Origin of the sequence: Cobetia sp. 14N.309.X.WAT.E.A4, assembly GCF_030397495.1 — a bacterium.
Taxonomy (GTDB): domain Bacteria; phylum Pseudomonadota; class Gammaproteobacteria; order Pseudomonadales; family Halomonadaceae; genus Cobetia; species Cobetia marina.
On the sequence record NZ_JAPNXT010000008.1, the window covers coordinates 103,072 to 119,974 of the forward strand.

13 protein-coding genes are annotated in these 16,903 nt (G+C 63.8%); 2 read left to right on the plus strand and 11 right to left on the minus strand.

Features of this window, described 5'->3' with window-relative positions; genetic code table 11:
* Nucleotides 1–246 precede the first annotated feature (246 nt).
* From ubiB to OW493_RS12220, 9 genes are all read right to left on the minus strand, one after another.
* The gene (gene ubiB / locus OW493_RS12180) at nt 247–1,875 is read right to left on the minus strand and encodes a ubiquinone biosynthesis regulatory protein kinase UbiB (RefSeq protein ID WP_289864302.1); all 1,629 of its coding nucleotides are present in this window, start codon (nt 1,873–1,875) and stop codon (nt 247–249) included.
* On the minus strand, nt 1,872–2,540 hold the full coding sequence (locus OW493_RS12185; protein ID WP_084207833.1) for an SCP2 sterol-binding domain-containing protein: 669 nt from the start codon (nt 2,538–2,540) through the stop codon (nt 1,872–1,874). Before OW493_RS12185 ends, ubiB begins: the two co-directional genes overlap by 4 nt.
* A 7-nt stretch (nt 2,541–2,547) precedes the next feature.
* Entirely contained in the window at nt 2,548–3,294 is a 747-nt protein-coding gene (gene ubiE, locus OW493_RS12190) for a bifunctional demethylmenaquinone methyltransferase/2-methoxy-6-polyprenyl-1,4-benzoquinol methylase UbiE (RefSeq protein WP_077377909.1), read from the minus strand.
* A gap of 150 nt (nt 3,295–3,444) precedes the next feature.
* Nucleotides 3,445–3,804 (minus strand): DUF971 domain-containing protein, encoded by a 360-nt coding sequence (locus OW493_RS12195; protein ID WP_240499733.1) that lies wholly within the window; start codon nt 3,802–3,804, stop codon nt 3,445–3,447.
* A 346-nt stretch (nt 3,805–4,150) separates the two neighbouring features.
* Nucleotides 4,151–5,476, minus strand: a complete 1,326-nt coding sequence (gene hslU, locus OW493_RS12200; protein ID WP_077377915.1) for an ATP-dependent protease ATPase subunit HslU — start codon at nt 5,474–5,476, stop codon at nt 4,151–4,153.
* A gap of 1 nt (nt 5,477) precedes the next feature.
* On the minus strand, nt 5,478–5,999 hold the full coding sequence (gene hslV / locus OW493_RS12205; protein ID WP_077377918.1) for an ATP-dependent protease subunit HslV: 522 nt from the start codon (nt 5,997–5,999) through the stop codon (nt 5,478–5,480).
* A gap of 334 nt (nt 6,000–6,333) precedes the next feature.
* Nucleotides 6,334–6,987 carry an SPOR domain-containing protein gene (locus OW493_RS12210; RefSeq protein WP_077377921.1) on the minus strand — a complete coding sequence of 218 codons (654 nt, stop codon included), beginning with the start codon at nt 6,985–6,987 and terminating at the stop codon, nt 6,334–6,336.
* A gap of 3 nt (nt 6,988–6,990) precedes the next feature.
* Nucleotides 6,991–8,676: an arginine--tRNA ligase gene (gene argS, locus OW493_RS12215; RefSeq protein WP_077377924.1), complete on the minus strand. Its 1,686-nt coding sequence runs from the start codon at nt 8,674–8,676 to the stop codon at nt 6,991–6,993.
* Nucleotides 8,677–8,916: 240 nt separating this feature from the next.
* Nucleotides 8,917–11,175 (minus strand): primosomal protein N', encoded by a 2,259-nt coding sequence (locus OW493_RS12220; RefSeq protein WP_240499640.1) that lies wholly within the window; start codon nt 11,173–11,175, stop codon nt 8,917–8,919.
* A 227-nt stretch (nt 11,176–11,402) separates the two neighbouring features.
* Between OW493_RS12220 and rpmE the strand changes: the two genes are divergently transcribed.
* Both rpmE and OW493_RS12230 read left to right on the plus strand, forming a co-directional pair.
* A complete protein-coding gene (rpmE, locus tag OW493_RS12225; protein WP_077377930.1) occupies nt 11,403–11,615 on the plus strand; it encodes a 50S ribosomal protein L31 in 213 nt (70 codons plus the stop codon).
* A gap of 438 nt (nt 11,616–12,053) precedes the next feature.
* Nucleotides 12,054–13,322, plus strand: coding sequence for a malic enzyme-like NAD(P)-binding protein (locus OW493_RS12230; RefSeq protein WP_077377933.1), 1,269 nt, complete (start codon nt 12,054–12,056; stop codon nt 13,320–13,322).
* Nucleotides 13,323–13,423: 101 nt separating this feature from the next.
* Here OW493_RS12230 and OW493_RS12235 read toward each other — a convergent pair whose 3' ends face one another.
* Both OW493_RS12235 and OW493_RS12240 read right to left on the minus strand, forming a co-directional pair.
* A complete protein-coding gene (locus OW493_RS12235) occupies nt 13,424–14,188 on the minus strand; it encodes a DUF481 domain-containing protein (protein WP_103751453.1) in 765 nt (254 codons plus the stop codon).
* A gap of 134 nt (nt 14,189–14,322) precedes the next feature.
* On the minus strand, nt 14,323–16,839 hold the full coding sequence (locus OW493_RS12240; RefSeq protein ID WP_077377936.1) for a penicillin-binding protein 1A: 2,517 nt from the start codon (nt 16,837–16,839) through the stop codon (nt 14,323–14,325).
* Between the last annotated feature and the right edge of the window lie 64 nt (nt 16,840–16,903).

Genomic DNA, 16,903 nt, shown 5'->3' on the forward strand with positions numbered 1-16,903 from the left:
TGAAAGCATGGGGTCTGGCATGAAAACCTTATCTGCATGAGAACCGTTGCAGGAGCGTCGCGGCCAGCCGGACAACCGGGCCCGAGCGAAGGCAGCGAGTCCAGCCCGAGGCTCCTGCCTCATCGAGCACTGCCGCGAGGCAAGGCCCGGCGACTCAGGATGCAAGGGTTACATGACAATCATATTGCACTGCGCCCCGAGGGGCGGCAAGTTTCGGTCAGCGCCGCGAGCGAAGCGGGGGCGCGGCTAGCGCCACAGCAACAGCACGATGCCCAGGCCCGCGCCGACCAGCACCATCATCGGCTGCGTCTCGGCCCAGGCGATCAGCGGTTGCCAGCCGAAGGCCACGGCGATCAGCAGTCCACCTGCGCGCAAGCGCCAGCCGGTGCTGGACGCATGATTGACACGATCGCGCAGCGTGGCGAGTGCCTCGGTCTGACGCTGTCGAGCGCGGTGTTCATCATCGATGCGCTGCATGGCCTGGAAGGCCATCACCGGCAGCTGCGGCAGCTGATGTGACAGCTCCGGAGCCTGCTTGACCATCTCGGCCCAGAACGCCTTGGGGCCGGCGCGCTCCTTCATCCAGCGCTCCAGATAGGGGCGGGCGGTGGCCCACAGGTCGAGATCCGGATACAGCTGACGGCCGAGGCCCTCGATGTTGAGCAGCGTCTTCTGCAGCAGGACCAGCTGCGGCTGGACTTCCATGTTGAAGCGGCGCGCGGTCTGGAACAGGCCCAGCAGCACCTGGCCGAAGCTGATGTCCTTGAGCGGCTTCTCGAGAATCGGCTCGCAGACGGCCCGGATGGCCGCGGCGAACTCGTTGGCGCGCGTGCCTTCCCCGACCCAGCCGGACTCGATGTGCAGCGCCGCGACCTCGTAGTAATCCTGACGGAAGAAGGCCAGCAGATTGCGCGCCAGATAGTCCTGGTCCTCGCGGGTCAGGCTGCCGACGATACCGCAGTCGATGGCGATGAACTGCGGGTCATGGGCGTTCTCTCGCGAGACGAAGATGTTGCCGGGGTGCATGTCGGCGTGGAAGAAGTTGTCACGGAATACCTGGGTGAAGAAGATCTCCACGCCGCGTTCGGCCAGCTTCTTGAGGTCGGTGCCCTGCGCGGTCAGCTCCTCGATATCGGCGACCGGAATGCCGCGGATGCGCTCCTGCACCATCACGCGGCGGCGCGTCAGCGGCCAGTGGATGGTCGGCACGTAGAGCAGGGGCGAATCGAGGAAGTTGCGCTTGAGCTGGGAGGTGTTGGCGGCCTCCTTGTGCATGTCCAGCTCATCGAACAGCGTGGCCTCGTAATCGGAGACCACTTCCACGGGGCGCAGACGCCGTGCTTCCGGCGAGAGCTTCATCAGCAGGCGCGCGAGCAGATACAGCAGGCCGATATCCTTGCGCATCACCTCTTCGATGCGCGGGCGGATCACCTTGACCACCACGTCGGAACCATCGTGCAGGCGTGCCGCATGGACCTGGGCGATGGAAGCCGAGGCCAGCGGTTGCGCCTCGAATTCGGCGAAGGCTTCCTCGACCGGCATGCCCAGCTCCTGCTCGACCAGTTCGCGCGCCACCTCGTTCTCGAAGGGCGGCACCTGGTCCTGCAGGCGCTTGAGCTCATCGGCGACGTCCGGTGGCAGCAGGTCACGACGAGTCGAGAGCATCTGGCCGAACTTGATGAAGATCGGGCCCAGCGCTTCGAGTGCCAGCCGCAGGCGCTCACCACGCGAGCGCTTGCCGACAGGCAGCAGGCGCAGCGGTGAGAGCTTGACCAGCGGCCGCAGCAGCGCAGGTACGCGAGACAGCGGGATCAGATCATCCAGTCGATAGCGGGCGATGACCCACAGGATGCTCAGCAGGCGATAGAGTCTCACGACGGCTGGCACTCCCGATCAGCGGACCGTGGCGTGGTGACGGCCTCCAGATGGCGTCGCAGGCGCGCCAGGCGTGCCTCGGTGCGATCCAGGCACTGGGTCAGCTCGGTCAGCTCGTCCCGTGCGACCTGCAGCTGGGCATGGCCGGGCAGCCAGCGTGCTTCCTCGGTCAGATACTCTCGCAGATCCAGCTCCAGCTCACGGCGGCTGGTCAGCCCGAAGCGACCGAGGCTGCGCAGGCCGGTGGCCAGACTATGACCGGGAGTCTCGCCGAACCATTCGCTCAAGGCCCCTTCCCAGTCGAGATCGAGATCCATCACCAGATCCCGTGCGCTTTCCAGCAGGTGCAGACGGCCACGCACGGCCAGGCGGCCCTCGAACATCAAGCGCTCGATGGGCTCACCGGACAGCAGTGCCGCGGCAGTTTCCATGTCCAGCTCCACCACCACGTCGCCGTCGCTCTCGTTGGCCTCGGGCAGGCGCAGCAGATGCAGCCCCTGCAGGTCGAAGTGCACCAGCAGGTCGAAGGCGGGGCGCTCCAGGCGCAGCAGCAGGCGTCTGCCGGCAAGCGCATTCAGGCGCATGGCGGAGGCGGGGTCACGGGCGAGCAGGCGGTTGAGCGTGCGTTCCGCCGTCGCCACCAGCAGGGGGGTCAGCAATGCCATGACAGCCTCAAAGCTTGATACCACGGTGCAGCGCGACGATGCCACCGGTGAGATTGGTGAACTCGACACGCTCGAGACCTGCCTCTTCCATCATGCCGGCCAGGGTCTTCTGGTCGGGGTGCATGCGAATGGATTCGGCCAGATAGCGGTAGGAATCGGCGTCGCCAGCGACCATCTCGCCCATCTTCGGCAGCAGGCGGAAGCTGTACTGATCGTAGGCGGTGGAGAGCAGCGGATTGACCGGCTTGGAGAACTCCAGCACCAGCAGGCGGCCTCCGGGCTTGAGGATGCGCTGCATGGAGCGCAGGGCCTTGGCCTGATCGGTGACGTTGCGCAGCCCGAAGGCGATGGTGATGATGTCGAAGGTGTTGTCAGGGAAGGGCAGCGCCTCGGCATTGGCCTGCACATACTCGACATTGCCACCCACACCGCGGTCGAGCAGCTTGTCACGCCCGACGTTGAGCATCGAGGCGTTGATATCGGCGAGCACCACGCGACCCTTCGGCCCGACCAGGCGCGAGAACTTCAGCGTCAGATCCCCGGTGCCACCGGCAATGTCCAGCACCGTCTGGCCCGGACGGGCACCGGCACGCTCCAGGGTAATGCGCTTCCACAGACGGTGGATGCCGAAGGACATCAGGTCATTCATCACGTCGTACTTGGCGGCGACACTGTGGAAGACATCCGCGACGCGGCCTGCCTTCTCGTCCACGGCAACTTCCTGATAACCGAAGTGAGTCGTACGCTTGTCCATGACTTCCCCTGTTGTGACGCCACCCATGGGGGACGTCAGCGCAATATGGTGAGCTTTCGCAGTGGCTCGATTGTAACCGCTGGCCAGCGGGCTGTCTTTTGACAAGACGTCGAGTCGGACATCTTGCCGCGCCCCATTGGCATCAGTGGCTTACAGCTGATTGAGCGGAATGCCCAGCGGCTCACGCGAGGCACCGGCCTCTTCCAGCTGGCGCAGGTAGTAGGCCCACATGGCATCGCGGCGGTTGGCCAGTTCCCACAGGTATTCCCAGGTGTAGAGGCCGCTGTCGTGGCCATCATCGAAATGCAGCTTCAGCGCATAGCGACCGCTCTGGGTGATGTTGGCCAGACCGACGTGGCGCATGCCGACCTGCAGCGTTTCCTGGCCGACACCGTGACCGCGCACTTCCGCGGAGGGGGACATCACGCGCAGGAATTCGGTGCTGAGGCGGAAAGTCTGGCCATCCGCATAGCCCAGTTCCAGTTCACGCTCCGACTTGTGATAGTGCACGCGCGTCGGTACCGGGGCCTCGTCGGCGTCACGGGCATGGCGCTCATTGAGGCGGTAGTCGCGCTGCTGGCTGCGAGGTTCGTCCTGCTCGGCAGCGTGGTCTTCAGGTGTGTCGTGGCTCATCAGGGCATCCTCGTGTCAGCCCGCCGTCCAGCATGACACCACGCTGTAAGGCGACCGAAGGAACAGGAGCGTCGAGCGACATCTCGGGCGCGTCGACGTATCTATGTCGCATGATGCACTGACGCCCGAACCGGGCCAAGCCGGATCGGGCGTCAGTGGCATCTCTCAGGGTGGCGATTGCCGCCATGAGGGCTTCTCGCGGGTCAGGCGCTGACGCCAGACGTCAGAGAATGTAGCGCGACAGGTCTTCGTCACACGCCAGGTCGCCCAGGCGAGCATCGACATAGGCGGCATCGACCTTGAGCTCACCCGCCTGATCGGCACCTTCGTAGGAAATCTCTTCCAGCAGGCGTTCCATCACGGTATGCAGACGACGCGCGCCGATGTTCTCGGTGCCTTCGTTGACCTGATAGGCGATCTGGGCGATACGCTCGATGGCGTCATCCGCGAAGCTCAGCTCGACGCCTTCGGTGGCCAGCAGCGCCTTGTACTGACGGATCAATGCCGCGGACGGCTCGGTCAGGATGCGCTTGAAGTCGTCCGGGGTCAGGGCATTGAGCTCGACGCGGATCGGCAGACGGCCCTGAAGCTCCGGAATCATGTCCGAGGGCTTGGACAGGTGGAAGGCGCCGGAAGCGATGAACAGGATGTGGTCCGTCTTGACCATGCCGTGCTTGGTGGAGACGGTGGAGCCCTCGATCAGCGGCAGCAGATCGCGCTGCACGCCTTCACGGGACACGTCGCCACCACTGCCGGACTCGCCACGCTTGGCGACCTTGTCGATCTCGTCGAGGAAGACGATACCGTTCTGTTCGACGGCCTCGATGGCACGGCTCTTGAGGTCTTCATCGCTGACCATTCTGGCCGCTTCTTCCTCGTGAACCAGCTTGAGGGCTTCCTTGACGCTGATGCGACGGCTTTCCTTCTGCTGCTTGCCCATGCTGGAGAACATGGACTGCAGCTGACTGGTCATCTCTTCCATCCCCGGCGGGGTGGCGAAATCCAGGCTCTGGCTGGCCGGGCTCAGCTCGATGTCGATTTCCTTGTCATCCAGCTGACCTTCGCGCAGCTTCTTGCGGAACATCTGACGCGTGCTGCTGTTGTTGGCCGCCGCATCATATTCCTCGCCACGGGCGCGCGGCAGCAGCGCATCGAGGATGCGATCCTCGGCGGCATCCTCGGCCTTGTCGCGCACTTCCTTCATGGCCTCTTCACGCACCAGCTTCATGGCGACCTCGACCAGGTCACGGATGATCGATTCCACGTCACGTCCGACGTAGCCGACCTCGGTGAACTTGGTCGCCTCGATCTTCAGGAAGGGCGCGCCGGCCAGCTTGGCCAGACGACGAGCGATCTCGGTCTTGCCGACACCGGTCGGGCCGATCATCAGGATGTTCTTCGGGGTGACTTCCGGGCGCAGATCATCGTTGAGCTGCATGCGACGCCAGCGATTGCGCATGGCCACGGCCACGGCACGCTTGGCTTCCGGCTGACCGACGATGTGCTGATCGAGGGCGTTGACGATTTCCTTCGGGGTCATCTGGGACATCTCAGGACAGCTCCTCGATGATGGCATTGTGGTTGGTGAAGACGCAGATGTCGGCCGCGATGGAGATGGACTTCTCGGTGATCTCGCGGGCGGACAGCTCGGTGTTCTCGATCAGGGCGCGGGCGGCGGCTTCGGCGAAGTTGCCGCCCGAGCCGATGGCCAGCACGCCGTGTTCGGGCTCGACCACGTCACCGTTGCCGGTGATGATCAGCGAGGCATGCTTGTCGGCCACCACCAGCATGGCTTCCAGCTTGCGCAGGGCGCGGTCGGAGCGCCACTCCTTGGCCAGTTCCACGGCGGATTTCACCAGCTGGCCCTGATACTTCTCGAGCTGCGCTTCGAAGCGTTCGAACAGCGTGAAGGCATCGGCGGTACCGCCAGCGAAGCCGGCCAGCACCTGATTGCGATACAGGCGACGCACCTTGGCTGCGTTGCCTTTCATGACAGTGTTGCCAAGGGATACCTGGCCGTCACCAGCCAGGGCGACCTGGCCGTTGCGACGCACGGAGACGATCGTGGTCATGGATAACTCCTGAGAGAGCATGCCGGCGATTGGAATAAGGTGAACGGGGCCGGGCATGGCATTTCGGGGCAGACGAGGCCAGGGCCTCGTCGCGTAAAACGGGTGGTGGTCGTCAGTCTGGCAATTGCCACTGCTTGCCGCGACGTGTCACCGCCACCGTGGCGGATCGCGGTCTGATATCTCACCGGAATGCTGTAAATGGGGGCGCTGATGCGGGTTTCAAGTCATCGGCGACTCAGCGTTGACGCCCGTTGTGCAGAGGGCTGGCGCCCTTTACGCAACGGGCCCGCTCAACTTGTGAGCGGGCCCGTTGACCTGTGGCGTCATGCCGAGGTCATTGCAGCTTGATCAGCAGAGGCTCGATGCCCTGGGTGTTCATCAGATCCTGTGCGCGGTTGAGCTCGCGGGTGTCCTTGTACGGGCCGACCTGAACGCGGTGCCAGACGGTACCGCCAGAAGCATTGACGTCACTGACCTTGGCCAGCAGGCCGAGATCCTTGAGCTTGCCGGCCAGTTTCCTGGCATCGGACATCTCGCGGAAGGAGGCCGCCTGCAGCATGTAGTTGGTCAGCGAAGCCTCGGACTTCTTGGTGCTCTCGGCGCTGCCCGGACGCGGAGTGGACTTGTACTCATCCACCTTGGGGGCGATCACCTCGGTTTCCGGCAACAGAGTGTAGAACTCGAAGGTCGGCATGCTGCCGCCGCTCTCTTCGGGAGTGTCCTTCTGCGATGCCTTGTCCTGCTGGCTACCCTGTTGTGCGGCCTGCTGACCATTCTGCTGAGTGTTGGCCTTGGGCACGATGGCAGCCACCGGCAGACGCGGCGCCTGTTGCTGGAAATACTGAGCCAGCACGAAGCCGGCGACCAGACCGACGATCCCCCACAGCCACCCCGGGAAGCCGCGGCTCTGACTGGCGGCGGGCTGCCGGCGGGGGCTGGCTCCCTGACGGGAAGCGGGCTTCTTGCTGGCGGGGCGGCGAGCAGCCATGGCTTACATCTCCTCGGGAGCGCTGACACCCAGCAGGGCCAGGCCGTTGCGGATGACCTGAGCGGTCGCCAGACCCAGCGCCAGGCGCGCGTTGCGGGTCGCGTCGTCCTCGACCATCACCTTCACCGCGTTGTAGCAGGTGTGGAAGTCAGAGGAGAGGTCCTGCAGATACTGAGCGACCTGCTGCGGTTCCCGCACCTTGGCGGCGTGGGTGACGACGTCCGGGAACTGGGCCATGCGATTCATCACGGCCTTTTCCTGATCGCTGGTCAGCAAGGACAGTTGCGCCATGGCCAGAGATTCATCGAAGGCCTTGTCTTCACGGCTGGCCTTGCGCAGCACGCTGTGCACGCGGGCGTGGGCATACTGGATGTAGTAGACCGGGTTGTCGTTGGACTGGGAGCGGGCCAGGTCAATGTCGAAGGTCAGCTGGGAGTCGGCACGTCGCGCCGCCAGGAAGTAGCGGGTCGCGTCGCGGCCGACTTCCTCGATCAGGTCACGCAGGGTCACGTAGCTGCCGGCACGCTTGGAGAGCTTCACTTCCTCACCGGAGCGCATCACGGTGACCATCTGGTGCAGCACGTAGTCCGGCCAGCCTTCCGGGATGCCGGCCTTGAGGGCCTGCAGGCCCGCACGCACGCGAGTCACGGTGGAGTGGTGGTCGGCACCCTGTTCATTGATGACCTGGGTGAAACCGCGCTGCCACTTGTCCAGGTGGTAGGCGACATCTGGCAGGAAGTAGGTGTAACCGCCGTCACGCTTGCGCATCACGCGGTCCTTGTCATCCCCGAAGTCGGTGGTGCGCAGCCACATGGCGCCATCGTCTTCGTAGGTATAGCCGTTGTCGACCAGGCGCTTGACGGTGTCTTCGACCTTGCCGTCACGGTAGAGCGAGGATTCGAGGAAGTAGACGTCGAACTCGACGCCGAAGGCCTTGAGGTCCAGATCCTGTTCATGGCGCAGGTAGGCGACGGCGAAGACGCGGATGGCGTCGAGATCGTCAGGTTCTGCGGCGCCCGTGACCTGCTTGCCATCGGCTTCGACGGTATCGCCGGCCATGTAGGAGGCGGCCAGTTCGCGGATGTAGTCACCGCGATAGCCATCAGCCGGCCAGCTGGCGTCATCCGGGCCCAGGCCCTTGGCGCGTGCCTGAACGGAGAGCGCCAGATTGTTGATCTGGGCGCCGGCGTCGTTGTAGTAGAACTCGCGCGTGACGTCGTGGCCGGTGGCGGCCAGCAGGCGGCACAGCACGTCGCCGACCGCGGCGCCACGCCCGTGACCGACATGCAGCGGCCCGGTCGGATTGGCGGAGACGAACTCGACCTGGACCTTCTCACCGGCGCCCACGTCGCTGTGCCCGAAGCGGTCGCCTTCGCTGAAGACGCGGCGCACGATGTCGGCCACCGCCCCGGTCTCGGCGAAGAAGTTCAGGAAGCCGGGGCCGGCGATCTCGACCTTGGAGACCGCGTCGGAGGCCGGCAGGGCGGCGACCAGCTTCTCGGCCAGCTCACGCGGCTTCATGCCGGCAGCCTTGGACGTCATCATCGCCAGGTTGCTGGCGTAGTCGCCGTGGGTCTTGTCCTTGGTCGGGTCGACCTTGATCTGCGGGCTGGCGTCGGCGGGCAGGGTGCCGTCGGCCTTGAGGGAATCCAGGGCCTGGCCCAGCAGTTCGATGATCGTCTCTTTCATGGAATATCGGTCTCTTCACGGCTCAGGTCGCACCGCGTGCTCTGGAGCAGGCGGTTGCAGGCATCAGGCCTGCGGGCAATGGGGGAGTGCGGATGTCGCTGCACGATGGCGGGCATTATCACCGATCCTGCGGCTTGCATAAACCGTCGTGATCAATCACGGCGCAATCCGTGTCCTGGCGGGATAGTGGTCAGTTCAGTATCGGAGCTGGCGACACCTGCCTGAGTCCCCCTGCCAGACTCAGGCCATGCCGATGGGATCGACATCCAGTGACCAGCGCAGGCGGCGCGCGTCACGATCCTGCTCGCAGAGCGTCACCAGCCAGGCGGCGGCTTCATGCAGCGGGCCGCGTTTCGCCGCGCGCAACAGCAATTGGGCGTGATAGCGATTCTGGCGGCGCTCCATCGGCGCCGGTACCGGGCCGAGGCAGTCCACCTTGAGGTCGGCACTGTCGATGTGCTGACGCAGGGCGCTTCCTACCTTCAACAGCCACTGCTCGACCTGCTGCTGATCGGTGGCTTCGGCGCGCAGCAAGGCCAGATGGCTGAACGGCGGCAACTGCGCGATGCGGCGCTCCTCCAGCAGCTCGCCGGCCAGCTGTGGGTAGCCGGCCTGGATCAGTGTCAGCAGGTTGGGGTCTTCCGGATGGCGGGTCTGGATCAGCACCTCACCGGGGCGCTCGGCGCGTCCGGCTCGCCCGGCGACCTGCACCAGCAGCTGGGCGGATTGCTCCAGCGCACGGAAGTCGGCGGCGTAGAGTCCGCTGTCGGCATTGACCACCACCACCAGCGTGACGTGGGGGAAGTGGTGGCCCTTGGCCAGCATCTGGGTGCCGACCAGCAGGCAGGGTTCGCCACGGCGGATCACTGCCAGCGCTTCACTCATGGCGTCCTTGCGCTGGGTACTGTCGCGGTCGATGCGCAGCACCGGCACGTCGGGGAATTTCTCGCCGAGCAGCTCTTCGGTGCGCTCGGTGCCCGCGCCTTGTGGACGAACATCGCCGCTGCCGCAGGCCGGGCAGGCATCCGGCAGCGGGCGGGTGCGTTCGCAGTGATGGCAGGTCAGCTGCGGGGGATGGCGATGCAGGGTCATGCGTGCGTCGCAGTTGTCACATTCGGCGATCCAGCCGCAGGCATGGCAGGTCAGCGTCGGAGCGAAGCCGCGCCGATTGATGAATACCAGCACCTGATCGCCCTGGGCGAGGCGCTTCTCGATGGCGTCCAGACTCTGGGTGGAGAGTCCGCCCAGCGTCATGCGGCCGCGCAGGTCGATCGGGTGCAGGCGTGCCGGTTGGCTGCGCCCGGCACGCTGATGCAGATGCAGGTGAGTGAAGCGCCCTTCGCGGGCATGGCGCAGGCTTTCCAGAGACGGCGTGGCGCTGCCGAGCACTACCGGGATGCCTTCCTGCTTGCCACGTACCAGCGCCAGATCGCGGGCGTGATAGCGCAGGCCATCCTGTTGCTTGAAGGAGCCGTCGTGCTCCTCGTCGACGATGATCACCCCGAGCTTTGCCATCGGCGTGAAGATGGCAGAGCGCGTGCCGATCACGATGCGCGCGCGGCCGCTGCGTGCCGCCTCGAAGCCATCGAGGCGCTCGCCATCGCTGACGCCGGAATGCAGCATCACCTGGGGGACGCGGAAACGTCTGCGGAAGCGCTCCAGCGTCTGGGGCGTCAGGCCGATCTCGGGCACCAGCACCAGAGCCTGGCCGCCGCGATCCAGCACCGCCTCGATCAGTTGCAGGTAGACCTCGGTCTTGCCGGAGCCGGTCACGCCCTCCAGCAGCGTGGGGGAGAAGCGACTCAGGCCTTCATGCAGGCGCGAGAGCGCGCGGCCCTGCTCGTCATTGAGTGCCAGGCTGGGCTCGGCCAGCACGCCCTTGCTGGCCTGCTCCGGGGTGGCGCCGGTGACAGGCTCTTCACGTGATTCGATGAAGCCACGACTGCGCAGGGTTTCCAGCTGCTGGCGGGTGAAGCCCTGGGCGGTGATCGCGCTGTGTACCAGGCCATGACGGTGCTGAGCGAGCAGCTCGAGCAATGCGATCTGGCGGGTCGCGCGGCCGAGGCTGGCCGGCTCCGTGATACGCCCCTTGTCGGTGAGTGACCAGCGCTCACGGGTGCGTGCCTCGAGGGCACGTCCCTGGCGCAGCAGTGATGGCATCGCCTGCGCGAAGGTGTCGCCGAGTGAGTGCTGGTAATAGCGTGCGGTGAACTGACATATCCACAGCCAGTCGGCCGGCAATGGCGCTTCGTCGATCACCTCGCTGACGGGCTTGAGCTTCTCGATGGGAAAGGCTGAGTCGCTGCGCAGCTCCGCGATCACCCCGACCAGCTGGCGACGGCCGAACTCGACGCGCACGCGCAGACCGACCTGCCAGCCATGGCGAGGTGGCTGGCGTGCTGGCAGATAGTCAAACAGGTCGCGCAGGGGGCCGGGAATCGCGATGCCCAGTACACGTCCGGGCAGGTGAGTCGCAGTCTTGTCGCTGGTGTCAGGCACGCAAGGCATCCGAGGAAGAGAGAATGAGATGACGAGAGGAAAACGCCACGCAGTCTACAGAGTGTTGCCGGCAATAAACGCCACAAAGTTTGGTCTTGTCGCAGATGGCTGGTAAAATGCGTCGCCTTCCGTCGGAGTCGGCGGAATGACCGGTTACATCCAAAACCCGTGTACGGTGCCTGGCAATCGATCAGGTGGCGGTGCACAGCGACCTGAGGTTACACACCATGAAACAGGGTATCCATCCGGACTACCAGCGCCAGACCGCAACCTGCTCCTGCGGCGCGCAGCACGAAATCGGTTCCACTTCCAAGCAGACCTTCGCGCTGGACGTGTGCTCCGAGTGCCACCCGTTCTACACCGGCAAGCAGAAGCAGGCTACCACCGGTGGCCGCGTCGAGCGCTTCAACAAGCGTTTCGGTGCTGCCATCAAGCGCTGATACCTTCAGCTGCTTGTCGCTTGCATGGCGCTGTGCATCGCGCAGCGCCATCAACGAAAAAACCCGCTTGCGAGCGGGTTTTTTTGTGTCTGTCATTCGATGCAGGTGAGGGGATTGGTGCCGAGCTGGCACTATTCCAGCGCCACCAACGCATCACCCCTCTGCGCAGGAGGCATTTCCATTTCCGGCGCCGGATGCGCGCGGTCATTGCGCGGATTTTCATGAGATACGCGGGGCGAAACGCCACGCCGACCCGTCAGTGATAAGGAAAGGTTTATGACTGAGTGGGGCATCCATAACGTTAGACGAATGGCTAAAACAGTTTTTAAACATCCGTATTAATTCCTTTCATAACAACAAGTTGCGTTGGTTGTTCGCGAGGGGGTTTTTCTATATTCTGGTCACAGCCAACCCCCGCTAAAATACCGGATGACACGCATGTCTGATGCCATGAAGAAAGCAGCACTGCAATATCACGCCGAACCGATTCCCGGAAAGCTGTCCATCGAGCTGACCAAGCCGACAGAAACTGCCAAGGACCTCGCGCTGGCCTACAGCCCGGGTGTAGCCGAGCCGTGCCGCGAGATTGCTGCCGATCCGGAAAATGCCTACCTGTATACCGGCAAGGGCAACCTGGTCGCCGTCATCTCCGATGGCACCGCCATCCTGGGGCTGGGCAATCTCGGGCCGCTGGCTTCCAAGCCGGTCATGGAAGGCAAGGGCGTGCTGTTCAAGCGCTTCGCTGGCATCAACTCCGTCGACGTCGAGATCGATGCGGAAAGCCCGCAGGCCTTCATCGATACCGTGCGTCGCATCCACACCACCTACGGTGGCATCAACCTGGAAGACATCAAGGCACCGGAGTGCTTCGAAGTCGAGCAGGCGTTGATCGAACAGTGCAACATCCCGGTCTTCCATGATGACCAGCACGGCACGGCCATCGTCACCGCTGCCGGCATGCTCAACGCACTCGATATCGCCGGCAAGTCCCTGGAAGACGCGCGTATCGTCTGCCTGGGCGCCGGTGCTGCCGCGATTGCCTGCATGAAGCTGCTGGTCTCCAGTGGTGCCAAGGTCGAGAACATCTTCATGCTCGATCGCAAGGGCGTGATCCACAGCGGCCGTGATGACCTGAATCAGTACAAGGCGATGTTCGCCACCGAGACCGAGCTGCGTACGCTGGATGATGTCATCGAAGGTGCGGATGTCTTCGTCGGCCTGTCCGGCCCCAACCTCTTGAAGGCCGAGCAGCTCAAGAAGATGGCTGACACGCCGATCGTGTTCGCGTGCTCCAACCCGGATCCGGAAATCCATCCGGATACCGCTCGCGAAGCGCGTCCGGACGTCATCATGGCGACAGGTCGCTCCGATTACCCGAACCAGGTCAACAACGTGCTGGGCTTCCCGTTCATCTTCCGCGGTGCGCTGGACGTGCGAGCCACACGCATCAATGAAGAGATGAAGCTGGCGGCCGTTCACGCGCTGAAGGACCTTGCTCGCGAGCCGGTCAGCCAGGACGTGCTGGATGCCTACGAGATCGACAGCCTCGAATTCGGTCCGGGGTATATCATCCCGACGCCGATGGATGCGCGTCTGCTCGAGCGTCTGCCGGCTGCCGTGGCGCAAGCCGCCATCGATTCCGGTGTCGCGCGCAAGCCCTATCCGGCGCATTACCCGCTGACCAATGCGGATCAGGTCTACGGCTAAGCGTCATCGAGCCCCGCTTGCGGGGTGCTGAAGAAAAAGCCCTCGTCGGAGATGTCCGGCGAGGGCTTTTTGCTGTCTGTCCAACAACTTTCAGTGGCGCACTAGAAGCTGTAGAGAATCGAGGCGGCGGTAGTGGTGTCGGTCTTGGCGTCCGTGTCATCCGGCGGGCTGGTGTTGTTCTTGATCTCGTGGGAGAGCTTCAAGGCCAGGCTGGAATTGATGGAGACGGTCAGTGCGGTATAGCTGCGGCTGATGATGTTGTCCCGGGTACCCTCCACCGAGAACTGCTGCTCGAAATTCGAGGTATCAGACAGCTGCCAACGATAATCCATGGCCGTGTAACCGAGGAGATAGTTCTCGTGATCCCCCTCGGTGATATTGTCGTAGCGATAGCCCGGACCCGCCTCGACAGAGAGATTGTGCTCAGGGCCTGACAGCAGGCGAATCCCGTACCCCCCGATGGAGGTGACTTGATCGTCATAGCCGGAGAAGCGCTCCTTCTCCCAGCGCAGCAGCCCGAAGGCATAGCGATCACGCCCCAGGTCATAGCGCTCACGCTGACCGATCAGGTACTGCTCGGTGGTGGTCTCGCCGCTGCTGGACACATGCTTGGCTTCCATGCGGAAGGTATGGGTCCAGGGCTTGAGGTGCCAGGACAGGCGGGCCTTGCCCAGCAAGGTTTCGCTGTTCGAGTTGCCGGAGAGCTTGGTAAAGCCCAGCTCGGCCTGACCGCTGAATGGCTCGGAATCCTCGCTGGCGGCGGGGGGAGCGTAGAAGAGGTCATCATCGGCACTGGCCTCGCGAAGCGGGCTCAGGGCCAGACACAGCAGCAGGGTCATGCGCAGTGTGGGCAATGGGTGAAGCATGCGGACTCCGGGCATGGTGAAAGGGGGCATTGAAGGACAGCGAGGCCAGATGGATGAAAGAAGAGCGACCATGGGCCGCTCTTCTTTCACCTCCCTGCGCGCGGTGTGGACGGGCGCAGGTGACCTGCTTCAGATCAGAAGATGGCCTCGAAAGTTCCAGTACCTTCTGAGCCGCTCTGTTGCTCCAGCTCCTTGCGGATGGTGCGTTCCTTGTAGGGCGGCAGATTGTCCTTGCGGAACAGCTCGCTGACGCCGCCGGATTGACCACTGTGCAGGCGCTTGCCGGACTCCGGGTCGATGGTCGCGCTCACGATGTCATCGGGGCGCTCCATCCTGGCGGATGGCATGCCCTTGAGGGCGCCACGCATGTAGTCGACCCAGATGGGCAGCGCGGCCTGGGCACCGTACTCGGCGAGGGTGTCATTGGAGTCCTTGCCGACCCAGACGGTCGCGACCAGCTTGCTGTTGAAGCCGGAGAACCAGGCGTCACGCTGGTCATTGGTGGTCCCTGTCTTGCCGGCCAGGTCATCGCGACCAAGCGTCAGGGCCCCACGGCCGGTGCCGCGCTTGATGACGTCTTCCATCATGTCACGGATCAGGTACATGGATTCCGGCGAGGCGATGCGCTCGGCCAGCGGATACTGACGGCCATCACGATTGACGGTCACCATGCCCGGCGTGCAGTTGGCGCAGGCGACGGCCGGATGAGCTTCGTAGTCGGTCTCGTCGTCACCGCGCGTGACGGTGTCGATGTACCAGGGTTCGACACGGAAGCCGCCGTTCGAGAGTACGGCGTAGGCACGGGCCATTTCCAGCGGTGTCAGCGAGGCGCTGCCCAGTGCCAGTGACAGGCCGTTGGGCAGCTCTTCGCGCTTGAAGCCCACCTTGACGAGGAAGTCGAGCGTCTTCTCGAGACCGACGGTCTGCAGCAGTCGCACGGACACCAGGTTCAGGGAGCGATAGAGACCAACGCGGATCCGGGTCGGACCAGTGAACTTGCCGCCGGCGTTCTCCGGGCGCCATACCTTGTTGCCATCCTGCATGACCACCGGAGCATTGTTGATGATGGTCGCCGGTGACATGCCGCCCTGCTCGAGCCCCGAGAGGTAGATGAACGGCTTGAAGATGGAGCCGGCCTGACGACGTGCCTGAATCGCTCGATTGAACTTGCTGGCGGAATAGCTGAAGCCGCCCTGGAGTGCGAGGATAGCGCCACTTTCCGGGTCCAGTGAAACGATGGCCGACTGGGCATCCGGCAGCTGACCCAGGCGATAGCCATCATCTTCCTTGATGACGCGTACCAGATCGCCGACCTTGGCGATCTCGGCGGCAGAGCCGGGTACACCACCGCGCCAGCGGGAGCTCTTGTACTCGCGAGCCCATTTCAGGCCGTCCCAGCCAATCGTGGCCAGGCTGGCGTCTGCCAGCAGGACCTTCATCTGCTTGCCATCATTTTCCACCACGATGGCGGCTTCGAGCGGGCCATAGTCCGGCGTGCGATCCAGCACTTTCAGCCAGTTGGAGACATCGCGGTCGATGCCCTCGATGCGCTTCTCGCTCTTCTGGGCGGCCTGTCTGGCCGTTTCCAGCACTTCGGGAGAGCGAGAGATCTCTTCTTCGAGGCCGGCCTGATCGGTCTGGTCCTGAGCTTCCGCCAGTGACGCCGCGATACCGGATTCCTCCACGCCACGCCAGCCATGGCGGGTGTCATAGTCGATCAGGCCCTTGATCAAGGCATCGCGAGCCTGCGGCTGCAGCTTGCTGTCCAGCGTCGTGGTGATGCGCACATTGTCGGTATATGCCTTGTCACCGAAACGATCGACCGCGAAGCTTCTGGCCATCTCTGCGACATAGGGCGCCTCGACTTCCGGCCGCGTGTAATGGCGTGCCGCGGTGATCGGTGCCTTGACGGCCTCGTCATAGGCCTGAGGCTCGATGTAGCCCAGTTCCTTCATGCGCAGCAGGATCCAGTTGCGACGGATCAGGGCGCGCTGAGGGTTGGTGAGCGGGTTGAAGCTGGAGGGGGCCTTGGGCAGGCCTGCCAGCATGGCCTGCTCCGCCAGGGTCAGTTCATCGAGAGACTTGTCATAGTAGGTGCGTGCCGCAGCCGCGATCCCGTAGGCGCGATGGCCCAGAAAGATCTTGTTGACGTAGAGCTCTAGGATCTCCTGCTTGGAGAGGATCTGCTCCATCTGCAGTGACAGCAGGATTTCGCGAATCTTGCGCGTGAACGTCTGATCCAGCGTCAGCAGGTAGTTGCGCGCGACCTGCATGGTGATGGTGCTGCCGCCCGATTGGATGCTGCCGCTGGAAGCCAGCTGGACGGCGGCACGCGCGAGGCCCTTGGGGTCGATGCCCGGGTGCGAGAAGAAATTGCTGTCCTCGGCCGCGAGCAGGGCGTCCACAAACGTCTCGGGGATCTCGTCGAAGGTGACCGGGATGCGGCGCTGGTCACCGTATTCGCCGATCAGCTTGCCGTCACGGGTGTAGATGCGCAGCGGCGTCTGCAGCTTGGTATCCTGCAATTGGTGAACATCGGGCAGGCCAGGTGCGAAATACAGGGAGGCGCCGACGATGGCCAGCAATCCCGCAGCACACAGTGACAGCAGCAGCCAGAACACTGGCGAAAGTAGTCGTCTCAATAGCTTCATGGGCAAGACAGGGTCCGTGGGTAATGAAAGGCGGGTGGCTGCGGGGGGATTGGCAATTCCATTG

Coding starts and splice junctions, on each gene's coding strand:
- OW493_RS12240 (WP_077377936.1), bottom strand. CDS start 16,839: ATGAAGCTATTGAGACGACTACTTTCGCCAGTGTTCTGGCTGCTGCTG.
- hslV (WP_077377918.1), bottom strand. CDS start 5,999: ATGACCACGATCGTCTCCGTGCGTCGCAACGGCCAGGTCGCCCTGGCT.
- ubiE (WP_077377909.1), bottom strand. CDS start 3,294: ATGGACAAGCGTACGACTCACTTCGGTTATCAGGAAGTTGCCGTGGAC.
- OW493_RS12210 (WP_077377921.1), bottom strand. CDS start 6,987: ATGGCTGCTCGCCGCCCCGCCAGCAAGAAGCCCGCTTCCCGTCAGGGA.
- rpmE (WP_077377930.1), top strand. CDS start 11,403: ATGAAACAGGGTATCCATCCGGACTACCAGCGCCAGACCGCAACCTGC.
- hslU (WP_077377915.1), bottom strand. CDS start 5,476: ATGTCCCAGATGACCCCGAAGGAAATCGTCAACGCCCTCGATCAGCAC.
- OW493_RS12185 (WP_084207833.1), bottom strand. CDS start 2,540: ATGGCATTGCTGACCCCCCTGCTGGTGGCGACGGCGGAACGCACGCTC.
- OW493_RS12230 (WP_077377933.1), top strand. CDS start 12,054: ATGTCTGATGCCATGAAGAAAGCAGCACTGCAATATCACGCCGAACCG.
- OW493_RS12235 (WP_103751453.1), bottom strand. CDS start 14,188: ATGCTTCACCCATTGCCCACACTGCGCATGACCCTGCTGCTGTGTCTG.
- argS (WP_077377924.1), bottom strand. CDS start 8,676: ATGAAAGAGACGATCATCGAACTGCTGGGCCAGGCCCTGGATTCCCTC.